The following is a 15,489-nucleotide window of genomic DNA, read 5'->3' on the forward strand; positions in this document are numbered from 1 at the left end:
AATCCTTTCGATTTTCGGAAGGATTTTTTTTGAATTCTAAAAAATAGAATAAATTTGCAACATGAAAAAATTACTCCTTCCATTTGTAATAATCTTAGGAATTGTCGCGCAGGCTCAAAACAAAGAAAATCTTTCAGGATTTAATATGCTTTCTTTTACGTATAAATTTGCCCCAAAATGGATGGCTTATGTAGAACTTCAGACACGCTCAATTGAAGATTATACTTATATCGATTACTACGAAACCAAAGGAGGAGTTGGCTATAGTATTAATAAAAACAATCAAGCATTTATAGGTGTAGGACGTTACGGAACTTATAAAAAGCAAAAAATAAGCCAAGAAGAACACCGCGTTTGGTTACAATATACATTGACAAATCGTATCAAAAGTTTAAAATTCGATCACCGTCTGAGGGCAGAACAACGTTTTTTTCACAATGCTATTACGGACGAAAATACGAATACACAGCGCTATCGTTATAGACTAAGTGCGACTTTGCCACTTAATAATACCAAAGTCCAACCAGGAACTATTTTTGCAAATGCTTTTGAAGAAGTTTTTGTTGGACCACAGGATCAATTTTTCAAAAGAAGTAGGACTTTTGCAGGAATTGGCTACCAATTCAATGATAATATGAATGCCACTTCAGGTTATATGTTCCAAAGAGAATTTGCTTCCAAAGGCAATGCCACTTTACATTTCTTGTATTTTGCCCTCAATTTTACGATAGACCCTTCGGATGACGAAAGAGATATCCACATTCCAATGGCTGATTAATAAGTGCTCGTAAGATATTGATAAGCCGTTAGATATTTGTTAAGCCGTTTTAGGTCTTTACTTTCTATGGGTCTTGTGAAACGGCGAAGATCCATATTGTCTTTCAAATCATTGATTTTGACTTTTACTGCCAACGGATTTTTTTCAATACGTTTGATAAAATCATCATAATTTTCTTGCAATTCGGGATCTCCATTATCGCGTTTGGTTAAGCATTCCACAGCCTCGACAATATAAGCCGGAAATCCTTGTTCCAAAAGGTATTCAAACGAAAATTGGGGATGATCTTCTACCACATCATGCAACGCGCCAACTATTTTTTCGTCAATGGTTTTGCCCGCTTCCATAACACGGAAAACGTGTCCTAGATAGGGCGCATCGTATTTGTCAGTTTGTCTTTTGTGGGCTTTTTGTGCAATTTTAATTGCTTTATAAAGTAATTGAATATCTGCCATTAGATAAGTGTGACTTATGGATTATTTGCTAGTTATTTTTTTGTGAAATAGTTTTTATTTTCGAGACTTTTATCAAACTCAGATTTTTTTAACCAAAAGATTTTAGAACGAATGTAATGATTAATACTTTCATAATCCTGTTTTATAAAAGTAAAGTTATAAAATTGACTTATTAGATAATCGTTTTTATAAAATATTTATCCAAAAAAACGCCAATCTGTAGGAGTGACGTTGTTTCTGTTTTTAAGATTTATAATTTATTATATAAAATGTAATAGTTTTTGCTAAATTCTACTGGTTGAGAAGATTTTAATTCCGTTGTTTGCCAAGTGTCTTTAGGAATGATGCTTTCTCCTGAAGGAAGATAAAGCGGCATAGTAAATCCTTTAATTGTATGTGTCCAGCGGTATTCTAGTTTAGTTCCATTTTGTTTATATTCCAAAGTTGGGATATAGGTTGTTGTTAAATATTGATCAAAAATCGACTGTAAATTAATCCCCGATTTTTGAATGAAATAATTTTCAATTTGCTTTCCTGTAACCGTTTGGTGGTAAAAATCTTTGTTAAGTCCTCGTAGTATTTGACGGAATTTTTCATCCTCATTTATCACTTGTCGGATGGTGTGCAACATATTTGCGCCTTTGTAATACATATCGCCACTGCCTTCGTGTCGAACGCCAAATTTTCCAATAATAGGTCGGTCATTTTGTATGGCTTTTCTGGTTCCTATCACATAAGCATTGGCATCTTCTTTTCCAAAAAGGCTTTCGGTATACAGCGTTTCCGAATAACTTGTAAAAGCCTCATGGATCCACATATCGGCTTGGTCTTTCGCTGTAATATTATTGGCGAACCATTCGTGTCCAGATTCATGAATGATGATAAAATCCCATTTTAGCCCAACACCAGAACCAGAAAGATCGCGACCCAGATAGCCGTTTTCAAATCGGTTTCCATAGGCGACATTGCTTTGGTGCTCCATACCAAGATGTGGCGACTCAACAATTTTGTAAGAGTCCTCATAAAATGGATAAGCACCGAACCAATATTCGAAAGACTTCATCATAGGTTTGACCTGAGAAAATTGCTTCTTGGCTTTATCAAGATTGTAGTCCAAAACCCAATAGCTAAGATCTAATTTTCCTTTTTCACCATTAAAAGTTTCATTAAAATTAACATATTTTCCGATGGATGGAATAATAGAGTAAGCATTAATCGGGTTTTTAACTTCCCACAAATACGATGTTTTTTTACCTAATTTTTTTGTTTCTATAAGTTTTCCGTTGGCAACGCCGACCAAATCTTTTGATGTTATAATTTTAAAACTAATGCCATAATCTGGTTCGTCCTCCCAAATATCTTTGCAAGGTAACCAAATGCTCGCGCCAATCCCTTCGTCTGCAGCGGTCATCCAAGGATTTCCGTTGTTGTCTGTTGTGAAAATCCAGCCGCCATCCCAAGGGGCTTTTTGGGCTATTACAGGATTGCCCTCGTAGTCAACGGTAATGCTAAGTTTTTCACCTTTTTTAAATGTCCTTTTTGTGGGAATAAAAATAAAATCATCTTCATGCTTGTAAGTTGTGTTCTTGGCAAAACTGCTTTTTAGTTTTGCTGTTTTCATCGGTTGCTGAAGGTCAATTTGGAAAGTTGGGTTAACCACATCTTTAGTAATCTCAAAACTGATTTTGTTACTCCCTTTTATGCTTTTTGTTTGATAATCAGCTTCCAGAGTAATGTCGTATTTTTTAACGTCCCAAAAATTACGGTATTCTGTATTAGAACCCTTTAAAGTGTCTTGTTGGGTAAAATTTTGTCCAAAGATGCCAATCGATACAAAACTTAATAATAGAGCTGTTTTCTTCATAGTTTAAAAAAATAATAGGTTTCTAAAAACCGCTTAAAGTTACAAATCATTTTATTTTGGCGTGGTCATAAATTTTGTTAAAAGAAAATTAAATTGTCTTATGACAAGTTTAGCTAAATCATTATTTAATTAAATTTGGTTTAATAATATTTACAAATAATACTATTTTTTATAATCTTGAATTATGGATAAAATATTAGTAAAAATAGAGATTAATAAACCAATAAACCAAGTTTGGGAAAGTTACAATGAGCCAAAACATATTACAAAATGGTATTTTGCAAATGACGATTGGCATTGTCCGCGTTCAGAAAATGATTTGAGAACAGGTGGCGCTTTCAAATCCCGAATGGAGGCAAAAGATGGAAGTTTTGGTTTTGACTTTGGCGGTATTTATGACGAAGTGAAAACCTTGGAACGTATACAATACCGCATGGAAGACGGACGCGAGGTGGAAACTTGTTTTTCAAAATTGGATGACAATCGTACAGAAATTGTTCAACAATTCCATCCAGAAACCGAAAATCCCGAGGAAATGCAACGCGAAGGTTGGCAAGCAATTCTTAATAATTTTAAGAAATATACCGAAACCGAATTTTAATTCAAAATAATCAACTCAGGTAAAAAAATAAAATTATGATTAGTTCTAATATATTTCCTTGCTTTTGGTTTAATGCTAATGGCAAGGAAGCAGCGGAAAAATACAGCAATTTGTTCCCAAATACCAAGATTACAGTAGATACGTCGATGGTTATTATGCTTGATATGAATGGTCAACAAATGATGTTGCTGAATGGCGGACCGACTTTTCAACCCAATCCAAGTATTTCGTTGATGGTGATGTGTGATACACCAGAAGAAGTTGAAAAATATTACAAAGCACTTTCACAAAATGGCGAAATTTTGATGGACTTGGGCGCTTATCCTTGGAGTGAAAAATATGCGTGGATTTCTGATGAATACGGGGTGAGTTGGCAATTTTATCTCGGTGAGCATAGGGGACAAAAATTTGTACCGACTTTAATGTATATCCAACAAAATAATGGAAAATGTCGCGAAGCTATGTCGCTTTATACTTCGGTTTTTCCGAATTCTAAGATCGATGGAATTATGGATCATCAAGAAGGCGATTTGAAAGGAATGGTTGCGCATGCGCAGTTCACAATCGATGATTATTCGTTGTATGCGATGGATGGCGGAACGATGCATGATTTTAATTTTTCAGAAGGTGTTTCGATTGTTGTGATGACGTCAAATCAAGAAGAAACCGACAGATATTGGAACGCGTTAACAGCAAATGAAGGACAAGAAAGTATGTGCGGTTGGCTGAAAGATCCTTATGGCGTTAGCTGGCAAATTACACCGCGCCGATTGATTGAATTGACGAATGATGCGGATTCTGAAAAAGCCAAAAAAGTTTTTGATGCAATGCTTAAAATGAAAAAAATTATCATTGCAGACCTCGAAATGGCTTATTCATCTTAAATGTAAATTCGAATAAATAAAAAAAATGTCACCAAAAGAATCTGGTTTTAAGCAAGTTAATAGCATTAATCTCTATTACGAAATCTATGGAGAAGGAAAAACTTTGGTACTGATTCATGGCGGTGGCGGTTCTATTGTAAACGATTTTGGGCTAGTAATTCCTGTCCTTTCAAAATATTATAAAGTCCTAGGAATCGACTTGCAAAATCATGGTAGAAGCGATCATAGATCTATTCCTGAAACTTTTGAACAAGACGCAGACGATGTTGCGGAACTTTTAGAACAACTGGATATTTCAAGTGCTTCTTTTCTAGGATTCAGCAATGGAGGAAATACTGTGATGCAGATTGCGTATCGGCACCCAAAACTAGTGGAAAAATTGATTATAGGATCCGCCTTTTATAAACAGGAAGGCATGATTCCTAATTTTTTCAAAGATTTTGAACATGTAAGTTTAGAAATGATGCCAAAGTCCCTGCAAGATAATTTTTTAGAATTAAATCCTAGTAAAGAGAAACTTCTTAATATGTTCGAAAAAGACAGCCAAAGGATGAAAAATTTTAAAAATTGGGACGAGGACATTTTGAAATCCATTCAAGCGAAAACCTTGCTGATAAATGGAGCACAAGATATTGTTTTGAATGAACATATTTTGGAAATGAATCAGTTAATTCCGAATTCCGAAGTTTTGATTTTACCAGCAACTCATGGCGCATATCTAATGCCCGATTTTGATGGGAAGATTAACCACAAGTTAATTGATTGTACAACCGAAAAGATTCTTTCTTTTCTTGAGAATTAAATATAACGACAAACAATATAGCTATGTCAATCACTCGAATTTATGTCAATTTGCCCGTGAAAGATGTCCAAAAAACAAGAGCGTTTTGGGTGAAATTAGGATTTTCTATTGACGAACTTTATTCTAACGAAAACGGAATTTGTGTCGTCATGAAAGAGGAAAATATTTATATTATGTTTTTGTTAGAAACTTTTTTTCAGACGTTTACAGACAGGCCAATTGCGAAAGGCGATACAACGCAAACACTTCTTGCAATCTGTGTTAATACGAGAGAAGAAGTGGACAATATGCTAGATATAGCCATAGAAAACGGTGGCTCATCATATAGTGAGGCACGCGATTATAGTTGGATGTACCAACGTGTATTTACGGATATCGATGGACATCAGTGGGAAGTTTTCTTTATGGACGCCTCTCAGTTTCCAAAAGAATAATATTATAATAAAAAAAAGACAATGACTATTAGCGAAGTTTACATCAATTTGCCAATTAAAGATGTGCAAAAGACAAAAGAATTTTGGTCAAAGTTAGGTTTTCAAATCAATGAACAATTTTCTGATGACAAAGCTGTTTGCGTGGTTTTTAAAGAAAATAGTATTTCTGCTATGTTTTTGATCGAGGACTATTTCGAAACATTCTCCGAAAGACCAGTCCCAAAAGGCGACACAACGCAGGTTTTGGTCGCTATTTCGTTAGGTAGCCGCGAAGAAGTTGATAAAGTCGTTAATACTGCTTTGCAAAACGGCGCTTATCAACACGAAGAACCACAAGACGATGGCTGGATGTATCAAAATTCGTTTTGGGATATCAACGGTCATGGCTGGAATATTATTTTCGCTGACGTTTCTAAGCTTCCAAAAGGATAATTTTAATCAATAAAAAAAACTTATGAAACATTTAAAATACAGCATCGAGATAGATGCGCCAAAAGAAAAAGTTTGGGATGTTCTTTGGAATACCAAAACTTATAATCAATGGACAACTTTTTTCTCACCAGGATCGAGTTTTGAGACCGATTGGAAAGTTGGCGGCGATACAAGATTTATAGACGCAGATTCCAAAGATGGGATGATTAGCACTATTAAAGAATTAAAAGAAAATGAACTTGTCAATTTTGAACACCTCGGTATGATAAAAGATGGCATTGTTGACAAAGATTCCGACGAAGTAAAACAGTGGTCTGGCATAACAGAACGTTATGAACTTATCGACAACAATGGAAAAACACAGCTCAATGTTGATACCAAAACCAGTGATGATTATGTCGATTTTATGAACCAAGGTTTTGAAAAAGGATTGAATAAAATTAAAGAACTTTCTGAACAATAATCTCATGGATACACCCAAATCACAGAAATTAGAAATTATTATTCCAGCTTACAGAATGCATTCGCAGAATTTTATAAATGTTCTGGATACAGTTTCTGAAGAAGATGCTTTGAAAAGAATTGAAGATAAAACCAATCATATTATCTGGATGGCAGGTAATTTTGTGAACATGCGTTATGGCATGGCTTGGGTTTTGGGACTTCGCGAAGAAGATCCTTATTCTGATTTGTTTTTTCAAGGAAAAACTTTGAACACCGAATTAAAATACCCAAGTTTGGAAGCATTAAAAAAGAACTTTCATCATATCTCGCCTTTGGTTTATCAAAAACTTTTGGAAGCAACAGACGAAGATTTGGACAAGATGTTTCCTATGGGGATGAACATTGATTTCTGCATAGAAAACACTCTCAATTTCGTGGGAATGTGTATTAGCAGAGAAGATTATCTGTGTGGACAACTCGGGCTCATGCGAAAACTTCTAGGTTATGAAGGCATGAAGTACGAGATTCATTCAGAAATTAAATATTAAAACAAGGCTATGTTCAGTCTGTTAACTTTAATAACTAATATAACGTTAAATCATAAAACTATGGCAAAATTAAATTCGTACCTCAATTTTGATGGTCAAGCAGAAGAAGCATTCAATTTTTACAAATCCGTTTTCGGAGGCGAATTTGCTGGAGAAATCCACAGAATGGGCAATGCTCCAGGAATGGAGCAACTTTCCGAAGATTCAAAAAAACGTGTCATGCACATTGCTTTGCCAATTGGCGGCGACCTTTTGATGGGCTCGGATACCATTCCAGAATTCGGGCAAGCTTTGGTAAAAGGCAATAACAATTATGTTTCTATTTTTCCAGAATCCCGAGAAGATGCCGAACGTATTTTCAATGGACTTTCTGCTGGAGGCAAAATAGAAATGCCATTAGAGGATCAGTTTTGGGGTGATTATTTTGGAAGTTTCGAAGATAAATTCGGAATTGGCTGGATGGTAAATTACAGCAATGACGCTGGCTACGAAGGATAATTTATTATTTAAAACTAAAAAAATACAGAAACGAAGGGAAATCTCTCTTCGTTTTTTTAATTTTGTCCAAGTTATCAGATGAAGGACTATTATTATTTTCTTGGTATTTCTCAAGATGCTTCTGCGGAAGACATCAAAAAAGCCTATCGAAAATTGTCAATGAAATACCATCCTGATAAAAATGATAACGATGATTTTTTCGAGTTGCGGTTCCGAGAAGTTCAGGAAGCTTATGAAGTTTTAATTGATACCGAACGTCGCAGATCTTACGATGAGCAACTGAATAGCGCGCACCGGAATATAAAATCTAAACTTCCTCCAAAAATCCAGAAATTCCATTCCGACAAAATTAGAGCAAGATTAGGCGATGAGATCCGATTGTATTGGCAAACTTATGATGCCGATTTGGTGAAGATTTTACCTTTTGGTTTAGAAAAAGCGAGTGGTGAAAGACGTTTCAAAATAACGCAGTTTGATAGTCAGGGAAAATTTCAACTATTGTTACATGCGACCAATACAAGTTTACACAAAACCGTGGTACAGGCGATTACGATTACAAAATTGGGCGAAAATGAAGTAGAGGAGAAGCCCGAAAGAAAACAGCGACTAGAAAATCCGCGTCAAGAAGATAAGGTGAAAACCACTGAAAGGAAAAGTCAGACTGAGATTTTAAAAATCATCAGTTTCGTATTATTTGTTGTCATTGTTTTATTATTTGCAAAGAAATGCTTCTAAGCCATTTTGGCTCTTCCAGGACATTTTTTGCAACGTTTTCCTTTTTTAAACTTTTTGCAACAATTCTTTTTACTACAAAACATTTCATCACTTGCTGAAAATGCAGGTGTCAAAGCTGGAACTTTAAAAGCAATAATTGGCTGATTCATAATGCAAATATAAATTAATTTAGAATAATTACAAACAATACTTTTATTAATTCTAAATAGTATTATAAGATTTTTGTCATGTCATAAATACTTTTGGTAGTTTGGTAAAAGTTGATTTTTAAAAGTTTTTAAACATTTGTCAATTCATAATTGATGTACAATTTTTAGTTTGTTTGAATTTTTATTATTTAATAATAGATTTCAGTCACAATTTAAGATATACTTTGTTGCTTTTTTGAAATGATGAAATTCATGTTTTCAATTGTTATGTTATCAATAATAGGCTTTGACATTTCTGTTATTTATCGTAAATTTACACGCATTAATTTGATAATTTCTAATAAAAAGTATAGATGAATACACAGCAGTTTGTGAACCGTCACATTAGCCTGAATGACGCTGACAAAGCGGCAATGTTAAAAAGAATAGGCGTTGATTCTATTGAAGAACTCATTTCGCAAACCATTCCAGATGCCATCCGTTTAGAAAAAGATTTAGAGATTTCGGAAGCTCTTTCGGAGTACGAAATGCTTTTACATTCTAAAGATTTGGCTTCGCAAAATGCGATGTTCGATAATTACATTGGATTTGGATATCATAACACGATTTTGCCATCGGCAATACAAAGGAATATCTTAGAAAATCCATCTTGGTACACAGCTTACACACCATACCAGGCAGAAATTGCACAAGGTCGTCTAGAAGCTTTGCTTAACTTCCAAACGGTAGTTTGTGATTTGACCGGTTTTCAGTTGGCTAATGCATCATTGCTAGATGAGTCTACTGCAGCTGCAGAAGCTATGCACATGTTTTTCAACAACAGAACTAAAGATCAAAAGAAAAGTAATGCGATTAAGTTTTTTGTTTCGGATTTAGTTTTACCTCAAACGATTTCGGTTCTTAAAACCAAAGCAGAAGGTTTAGGAATTGATTTGGTTGTTGGTAATTATGAAGAACAACTTAACGATTCTTACTATGGTGTATTATTGCAATATCCAGGGAAGAACGGCATTGTTATAGACTATACAGAAAAAATCGCGGAGTATAAAACATTAGACCTACAAGTGGTTGTAGCTTGTGATCCAATGGCTTTGGTGAAATTAAAATCGCCAGCTTCTATGGGCGCAGATTGTGCCGTTGGTACCACACAACGTTTCGGAATTCCTATGGGGTATGGTGGCCCTCACGCGGCATTTTATGCTTGTAAAGAAGATTACAAAAGAGATATTCCTGGTCGTATCATAGGGGTTTCTCAAGATATATATGGAAGACGTGCGCTTCGTATGGCTTTACAAACGAGAGAGCAACATATCAAACGAGAGAAAGCAACTTCCAACATTTGCACAGCGCAAGTATTATTAGCCGTTATGGCAGGGATGTATGCGGTTTATCATGGGCCTCAAGGTTTAGATTTTATCGCAAATCAAATTCATTACAAAACGAATGCGCTAAAAAGCACATTGCAAATTTTAGGTTATGATGTGGTTGCAGAACCTGTTTTTGACGCTGTTAAATTCAGAATGCAAGAGGAGGAAAAAACGGCTTTACGTATGTTGATGCTTGATCATAAGATTAACCTTAACTATTTCACAGAAGGTTTTGTAAGCATTGCTATTAACGAAACAAGCACACTTGCTAAACTTCAGAAATTAGTTAATACGCTTGCAAGCTTTAAGGGCAAACAAGCTTATCAATTAGAATTAAAAGAAGAAATTTCGATTCCTGCGGATATGCTTAGAAAAGACGAAATTCTAAAAGAAGAAGTCTTTAACAAATACCATACAGAAACCGAATTAATGCGTTATATTAAACGTCTAGAACGTAAAGATTTATCATTAACACACTCGATGATTTCTCTAGGTTCTTGTACAATGAAACTGAATGCTGCAACAGAAATGTTGCCTTTATCTTGGCCAGAATGGGGAAGTGTTCACCCATTTGTACCAAGAGATCAAGCAGCAGGTTACCAAAAATTAATTCAAGAATTAGAAAAAGATTTAGCTGAAATTACTGGTTTTGCAGGAACTTCACTTCAACCAAATTCTGGTGCGCAAGGAGAATACGCAGGACTTATGGTAATCCGCGAATATCATAAATCCAGAGGCGAACATCACAGAAATGTCGTTGTAATTCCACAATCTGCTCATGGTACCAACCCAGCTTCGGCAGCGATGGCAGGAATGAAAATCGTTGTGGTTAAAAACTTAGAAAACGGAGAAATTGATTTTGAAGATCTAAAAGCTAAAGTTGAGCAACACTCAGAAAATCTTTCGGCGATTATGATTACTTATCCGTCAACCTACGGATTCTTCGATAAAAACGTGAAAGAAATTACAGAACTTATCCACGCACATGGCGGACAAGTCTATATGGATGGCGCGAATATGAATGCGCAAGTAGGTTTCACAAGTCCAGGTAATATCGGGGCAGACGTTTGTCACCTTAACTTACACAAAACTTTTGCGATTCCTCATGGTGGCGGCGGTCCAGGCGTTGGCCCAATCTGTGTGGCAGAACATTTGGTGCCATTCTTACCGAGCAATGCCAATATCCAAACAGGTGGGAAAGAAGCGATTTATGCTATTTCTGCAGCGCCTTATGGTTCAGGTTTAATTCTTAATATTTCTTATGCTTACATCAAAATGTTAGGAACTTATGGTCTTAAAAAATCAACAGAGCATGCGATTCTTAATGCTAATTATCTGAAAGAAATTTTGGCAGATCATTTCCCAATTTTATATTCGAATGAAAATGGAAAAGTAGCTCACGAATGTATCGTTGATTTCCGCCAATTCAAAGCTTTAGGGATTGAGGTTGCTGATGTTGCAAAACGTTTGATGGACTACGGATTCCATGCGCCAACAGTTAGTTTCCCAGTAGCTGGAACTTTAATGATTGAACCAACAGAATCTGAAAGTAAAGCAGAAATCGACAGATTCGCGGAAGCGCTAATCGCAATCAAACATGAGATTGACGAAATTGCAAATGGTGAAGCGGACAAAGACAACAACGTCTTGAAAAATGCACCACACACAGAGCAAGTTATTATTTCTGACGCTTGGGACAAACCTTATGGTAGAGAGAAAGCGGCTTATCCATTGGATTGGGTACGCGATCACAAATTCTTTGCAACCGTATCAAGAATTGATGAAGCTTATGGTGACAGAAACTTAATCTGTACTTGTGAGCCAATTGAAGCTTATATGTAAAATTGATATTTGGATTTTTAATCCTTTTTTAAATAAAATAAGAACAGCAACAAAATTTATTGTTGCTGTTTTTTTTGTTTCAAGACCGAAATTTTGAGAGAATTTTTATTTAGTCATTATTAATGGCATCAGCCAAAAATTGATTGAACGGATGTATGATCTTAAAAACATCTACAGCGTTTTTAACAACATGAGGATCCAAAATTTCTTTATCCGATAATTCATGAAAAACAGTGAATTGCTTGAATTTTAGATAATCTTCCATAGGATCTTCTTTGTCAAATCCTTGTGGAATCCTCACTAATTTTTCACCGCGCATTTCTAGTTTTTCCTTAAAATTTTTGGTATTAATAATGTTTAAAAAGCTTTGAGATTCAGTACTTATTTTTTGTCGAATAAGTTTCAGATTGGCAGTTTCGGTCATATAAACGCCACCCGCCAAAAAAGATTTGCCAGGTTCTAGATGAATGTAATAACCAGAATGGCTCAAGGTTTTGCTGCCTTTTTCTCGCAAAGAAGCGCCCATATTGGTTTTGTAAGGTGTTTTATCTTTAGAAAATCGTGTGTCTTTATAAATTCTGAAAACACAAGATTTTGCTTCCAATCGTTCGACACTTTCATCAAAACCCGCAATTCCGTGTATGATGTCGTCAACAACTTTTATGAAGTTCTGTTGCGCTTCGATATATAAAGCTTTGTTTTCGTTGAACCAATCGCGCTTGTTATTGCGTTGCAATTCTTTTAGAAAGTCTAAAGTAGATTCCAAAATATAATGTTTCATCTTAGATATTTTTATAAAATTAGACTTTTTTAAGCTTTTGATATGTAACGTCCTGAAAAAATGATACAGGATTAGACCAATAAAATTTTATTTTAAACAGTACATATATTCGTATTTGTACTGTTTTTCTTTTTGTAAGATTTTGGTATTAATTCTTGTTGTTGGTGCATTTGCATCGGTGTTAAATAATAGTTTGACAAATGCGGTCTTAACTCATTATAGACCTTTACGGTTTGTTTGACCAAAATCTTTCTTGTATTCAAATCTACATTAAATTTATCAATATCATATTCCTGTTTTAAAATTCCATTGATTCTTTCGGCTATGGCATTCTCATAAGGATCTGATTCTTGTGTCATACTACAACGGATTTTATGCTTTTTTAATAACTTTTGATAATCATCGGAACAATATTGTAAACCTCTGTCTGAGTGATGAATGAGACTCTTCGGATTTTCTTTTTCCAATGCCATTTTTAGAGCATTTAAACAAGATGCTGTAGCCAAAGAATCCGACACATCAAAACCTACGATTTTCTTGGAATAAGCGTCGGTTATTAAACTTAGATAGGCAGGATTTTCTCTGTTTCCCAAGTAAGTTATGTCTGATACCCAAACATTATTAGGCTTTTTGTATTGATAATCTTTAATCAAATTTTTATGTTTTTTTAAAACAATGATACGAATTGGTAGTTTTGTGATAACTTCTTTTGGGAATGATTAACAAATGGTTAGCCCTTAAGAAGTCAAAGAATTTGTCTCTGCCAATTCTTAAATTTTCAAGTTTCTCTTTCAAAAGAAAATACAGTTTCTTTCCACCCATTTTTGGATGAATCATTCGCAGCTCTGCTACCCAATCCACAACCTGCTGTGCATTTTGTTGCCGCTTTGCTCTTCGTTTCAAATGACGATAATAAACCTGTCGGTCCACCCCGAACAATTCACAGGAGAAACTTATGGTTTCTTTTTGTTCCCTTCGGAAAGATTCGATAGTTCGGGTGGTGAGTTTTTTCGTATATCAATTTGATATTCCTCTTCGGCAAGGTTAATCATCATGTCAAAAATAATAGCTTTTTTATCCGCTACATAAGCCTGTTTTTCAAGAAAGGTCTTCTGTTTTTGCAAAAGTTTTACTTGAGCTTCAAGCTCCATAATCTTTTGTTCTGGTGACTTTGGCATATGCGATGGGGAGTGGTTCTCCCAGTCAAAGGTACCAAATTTTCTGAGCCAACTCACAACTGTGCTTCGAGCTTGGATGCCATACTTACGGCAAGCACCCACAGTAGATAACTCCCCACACTCGATTTCTTTTACAACGTTCAACTTAAAAGACATACTGTAATCGCGCTGAGTACGTTTTACATAATTGCTTCTTTCTTCCATAATAACGATTTCTTTTTTGTATCGCTATTTCAGGACGGGACAATATTTAAAAATAAAAAATCCTCAAATAATTATTGAGGATTTGTATTGTTTTATAATGCGATTTCAATTTTTACTTTTTTACCTTTTAGCTTTCTATTAACAAGATTGGCAAGTAAGTTTTTGACTTTAGTTTCTTTAACGGCAACGTAAGCGCTGGTATCCTTGACTTCGATAAGACCGACATCATCTTTTTCTAAACCACCAGTTTTTATGAGGTATCCAACGATATCGACTTTGTTGATTTTGTCTTTTTTTCCTGCGCTGATGTACAAGGTTTTGAAAGCTGCGGTCTGTGGAAGTTTGTAATCTGTGCTTAGTTTGACTTCTTCAACATTTGGTTTTATAAAAGGATATTGTTCTTCTGTGGTCATGATGAGATAGGCAATTCCTGAGGCATTCATACGCGCTGTACGACCATTTCTGTGGATAAAAGCATCTTCTTTTGGAGGAAGCTGATAGTGGATAATCGCTTCAACTTCTGGAATGTCGAGGCCGCGCGCTGCCAAATCTGTCGTTATCAAAATACGGATACTTCCGTTTCGGAACTTTAGCAAAGCGCGCTCGCGTTCGTCTTGTTCCATCCCGCCATGAAAAGATTCGTGGGTGACTTTGTTTTGTTTTAAAAGTTCACTTATTCTGTTAACCGCTTCGCGATGGTTGCAGAATATCAAGGTGTTTTTTGCGCCAATTTTTCCGATAAGCGCAATTAAAGTTTCCAGTTTTTCCTCTGGTTCACTCATTACTTTTTTCAAAGTGAGATTAGGTTTAACTTGCTTTTCGCGTAAGAAGTCAATGTACTTAGCTTCTTCAAGTCCAGTAAAATCAGGGATTTCCTTAAGGTCGGTTGCGGATGTTAGCAAACGATGTTTCAGACCATTCATTTTTCCTATGATAAAAGACATGTCTTCTGTAAATCCAAATTCCAGAGATTTATCAAACTCATCCAATACCAAAGTTTCTATAGTCTTTGGATTAAAATTTTGATTCCGAATATGAAATGCAATTCGTCCAGGCGTCCCAACCAAAACTGCTGGCGGCTCGATAAAATTGTGCTCTTCAATCTTGACAGCGTGTCCGCCATAACAAGAATTGACTTTAAAACCGGTTCCCATACTTTTGAAAACCTGTTCAATTTGCAGAGCCAATTCTCTGGAAGGCGCCATGATAAGTGCTTGTACGCCTTTTTTGTCTTTTTTTAGATTTCGTAAAATCGGGAACAAAAAGGCTAAGGTTTTTCCAGAACCTGTGGGAGAAAGTAAGACTAAATCTTGATGTTTGTCGCTGGTTTTGTAAGCTGCATTCTGCATGGTATTGAGCGACTCAATCTGTAGTTTGGCTAAAATAGTATCGATTTGCATTTTGCAAAGTTAATCTAAAGCAAGAGTCAATAAAAATTAATTTTATTTTTAAGTTCTGTCATATTAAACAGAAATGGACATAGGCGTAAAAAA

General features: G+C 35.3%; 17 protein-coding genes. 11 read left to right on the plus strand and 6 right to left on the minus strand.

The annotated features are described in order from the left end of the window. The first annotated feature begins 61 nt into the window (after positions 1-61). Positions 62-778 carry a DUF2490 domain-containing protein gene (locus ACVFVN_RS04860; protein ID WP_456234421.1) on the plus strand — a complete coding sequence of 239 codons (717 nt, stop codon included), beginning with the start codon at positions 62-64 and terminating at the stop codon, positions 776-778. On the opposite strand, the gene ACVFVN_RS04865 is transcribed toward ACVFVN_RS04860, so the two are convergent. Both ACVFVN_RS04865 and ACVFVN_RS04870 read right to left on the minus strand, forming a co-directional pair. After that, positions 775-1,233, minus strand: coding sequence for a phosphohydrolase (locus ACVFVN_RS04865; RefSeq protein ID WP_165130811.1), 459 nt, complete (start codon positions 1,231-1,233; stop codon positions 775-777). The two genes, ACVFVN_RS04860 and ACVFVN_RS04865, sit on opposite strands and share 4 nt — an antisense overlap. 250 nt (positions 1,234-1,483) lie before the next feature. Further along, on the minus strand, positions 1,484-3,097 hold the full coding sequence (locus tag ACVFVN_RS04870; RefSeq protein ID WP_456234422.1) for a M1 family metallopeptidase: 1,614 nt from the start codon (positions 3,095-3,097) through the stop codon (positions 1,484-1,486). 184 nt (positions 3,098-3,281) lie between these two features. Between ACVFVN_RS04870 and ACVFVN_RS04875 the strand changes: the two genes are divergently transcribed. The 10 genes from ACVFVN_RS04875 (at position 3,282) to gcvP (ending at position 11,833) form a co-directional block, all read left to right on the plus strand. After that, positions 3,282-3,698, plus strand: coding sequence for an SRPBCC family protein (locus ACVFVN_RS04875; protein WP_456234423.1), 417 nt, complete (start codon positions 3,282-3,284; stop codon positions 3,696-3,698). Between the two features lie 35 nt (positions 3,699-3,733). Next, positions 3,734-4,582, plus strand: a complete 849-nt coding sequence (locus ACVFVN_RS04880; protein ID WP_456234424.1) for a VOC family protein — start codon at positions 3,734-3,736, stop codon at positions 4,580-4,582. A gap of 25 nt (positions 4,583-4,607) precedes the next feature. Beyond that, entirely contained in the window at positions 4,608-5,384 is a 777-nt protein-coding gene (locus tag ACVFVN_RS04885; protein ID WP_456234425.1) for an alpha/beta fold hydrolase, read from the plus strand. Positions 5,385-5,407: 23 nt separating this feature from the next. Next, complete coding sequence (locus ACVFVN_RS04890) at positions 5,408-5,818, plus strand: VOC family protein (protein WP_456234426.1); 411 nt, start codon at positions 5,408-5,410, stop codon at positions 5,816-5,818. Between the two features lie 21 nt (positions 5,819-5,839). Next, positions 5,840-6,250 (plus strand): VOC family protein, encoded by a 411-nt coding sequence (locus tag ACVFVN_RS04895; protein ID WP_456234427.1) that lies wholly within the window; start codon positions 5,840-5,842, stop codon positions 6,248-6,250. 22 nt (positions 6,251-6,272) lie between these two features. Further along, positions 6,273-6,713 (plus strand): SRPBCC family protein, encoded by a 441-nt coding sequence (locus tag ACVFVN_RS04900; RefSeq protein WP_456234428.1) that lies wholly within the window; start codon positions 6,273-6,275, stop codon positions 6,711-6,713. 4 nt (positions 6,714-6,717) lie between these two features. Continuing rightward, positions 6,718-7,242 carry a DinB family protein gene (locus ACVFVN_RS04905; RefSeq protein WP_456234429.1) on the plus strand — a complete coding sequence of 175 codons (525 nt, stop codon included), beginning with the start codon at positions 6,718-6,720 and terminating at the stop codon, positions 7,240-7,242. A gap of 60 nt (positions 7,243-7,302) precedes the next feature. Then, positions 7,303-7,740: a VOC family protein gene (locus ACVFVN_RS04910; protein WP_165130825.1), complete on the plus strand. Its 438-nt coding sequence runs from the start codon at positions 7,303-7,305 to the stop codon at positions 7,738-7,740. Positions 7,741-7,818: 78 nt separating this feature from the next. Beyond that, positions 7,819-8,475: a J domain-containing protein gene (locus ACVFVN_RS04915; protein WP_456234430.1), complete on the plus strand. Its 657-nt coding sequence runs from the start codon at positions 7,819-7,821 to the stop codon at positions 8,473-8,475. Between the two features lie 502 nt (positions 8,476-8,977). Then, complete coding sequence (gene gcvP / locus ACVFVN_RS04920) at positions 8,978-11,833, plus strand: aminomethyl-transferring glycine dehydrogenase (protein WP_456234431.1); 2,856 nt, start codon at positions 8,978-8,980, stop codon at positions 11,831-11,833. 109 nt (positions 11,834-11,942) lie between these two features. Here gcvP and ACVFVN_RS04925 read toward each other — a convergent pair whose 3' ends face one another. The 4 genes from ACVFVN_RS04925 to ACVFVN_RS04940 all read right to left on the minus strand — a co-directional run bounded on the left by ACVFVN_RS04925 (position 11,943) and on the right by ACVFVN_RS04940 (position 15,396). Continuing rightward, positions 11,943-12,614 carry a DUF2461 domain-containing protein gene (locus ACVFVN_RS04925; protein ID WP_456234432.1) on the minus strand — a complete coding sequence of 224 codons (672 nt, stop codon included), beginning with the start codon at positions 12,612-12,614 and terminating at the stop codon, positions 11,943-11,945. Positions 12,615-12,706: 92 nt separating this feature from the next. Continuing rightward, positions 12,707-13,315, minus strand: a complete 609-nt coding sequence (locus ACVFVN_RS04930; protein WP_456234589.1) for an IS3 family transposase — start codon at positions 13,313-13,315, stop codon at positions 12,707-12,709. A gap of 252 nt (positions 13,316-13,567) precedes the next feature. Beyond that, positions 13,568-13,996, minus strand: a complete 429-nt coding sequence (locus tag ACVFVN_RS04935; RefSeq protein WP_456234433.1) for a transposase — start codon at positions 13,994-13,996, stop codon at positions 13,568-13,570. A 92-nt stretch (positions 13,997-14,088) separates the two neighbouring features. Beyond that, positions 14,089-15,396 (minus strand): DEAD/DEAH box helicase, encoded by a 1,308-nt coding sequence (locus tag ACVFVN_RS04940; RefSeq protein ID WP_456234434.1) that lies wholly within the window; start codon positions 15,394-15,396, stop codon positions 14,089-14,091. Positions 15,397-15,489: the final 93 nt, after the last annotated feature.

It is taken from the genome of Soonwooa purpurea, assembly GCF_053891095.1.

What these genes read in the sequence shown, in the direction of transcription:
- ACVFVN_RS04860 (WP_456234421.1), top strand. Translation starts at nt 62, where the DNA reads ATGAAAAAATTACTCCTTCCATTTGTAATAATCTTAGGAATTGTCGCG.
- ACVFVN_RS04865 (WP_165130811.1), bottom strand. Translation starts at nt 1,233, where the DNA reads ATGGCAGATATTCAATTACTTTATAAAGCAATTAAAATTGCACAAAAA.
- ACVFVN_RS04870 (WP_456234422.1), bottom strand. Translation starts at nt 3,097, where the DNA reads ATGAAGAAAACAGCTCTATTATTAAGTTTTGTATCGATTGGCATCTTT.
- ACVFVN_RS04875 (WP_456234423.1), top strand. Translation starts at nt 3,282, where the DNA reads ATGGATAAAATATTAGTAAAAATAGAGATTAATAAACCAATAAACCAA.
- ACVFVN_RS04880 (WP_456234424.1), top strand. Translation starts at nt 3,734, where the DNA reads ATGATTAGTTCTAATATATTTCCTTGCTTTTGGTTTAATGCTAATGGC.
- ACVFVN_RS04885 (WP_456234425.1), top strand. Translation starts at nt 4,608, where the DNA reads ATGTCACCAAAAGAATCTGGTTTTAAGCAAGTTAATAGCATTAATCTC.
- ACVFVN_RS04890 (WP_456234426.1), top strand. Translation starts at nt 5,408, where the DNA reads ATGTCAATCACTCGAATTTATGTCAATTTGCCCGTGAAAGATGTCCAA.
- ACVFVN_RS04895 (WP_456234427.1), top strand. Translation starts at nt 5,840, where the DNA reads ATGACTATTAGCGAAGTTTACATCAATTTGCCAATTAAAGATGTGCAA.
- ACVFVN_RS04900 (WP_456234428.1), top strand. Translation starts at nt 6,273, where the DNA reads ATGAAACATTTAAAATACAGCATCGAGATAGATGCGCCAAAAGAAAAA.
- ACVFVN_RS04905 (WP_456234429.1), top strand. Translation starts at nt 6,718, where the DNA reads ATGGATACACCCAAATCACAGAAATTAGAAATTATTATTCCAGCTTAC.
- ACVFVN_RS04910 (WP_165130825.1), top strand. Translation starts at nt 7,303, where the DNA reads ATGGCAAAATTAAATTCGTACCTCAATTTTGATGGTCAAGCAGAAGAA.
- ACVFVN_RS04915 (WP_456234430.1), top strand. Translation starts at nt 7,819, where the DNA reads ATGAAGGACTATTATTATTTTCTTGGTATTTCTCAAGATGCTTCTGCG.
- gcvP (WP_456234431.1), top strand. Translation starts at nt 8,978, where the DNA reads ATGAATACACAGCAGTTTGTGAACCGTCACATTAGCCTGAATGACGCT.
- ACVFVN_RS04925 (WP_456234432.1), bottom strand. Translation starts at nt 12,614, where the DNA reads ATGAAACATTATATTTTGGAATCTACTTTAGACTTTCTAAAAGAATTG.
- ACVFVN_RS04935 (WP_456234433.1), bottom strand. Translation starts at nt 13,996, where the DNA reads ATGGAAGAAAGAAGCAATTATGTAAAACGTACTCAGCGCGATTACAGT.
- ACVFVN_RS04940 (WP_456234434.1), bottom strand. Translation starts at nt 15,396, where the DNA reads ATGCAAATCGATACTATTTTAGCCAAACTACAGATTGAGTCGCTCAAT.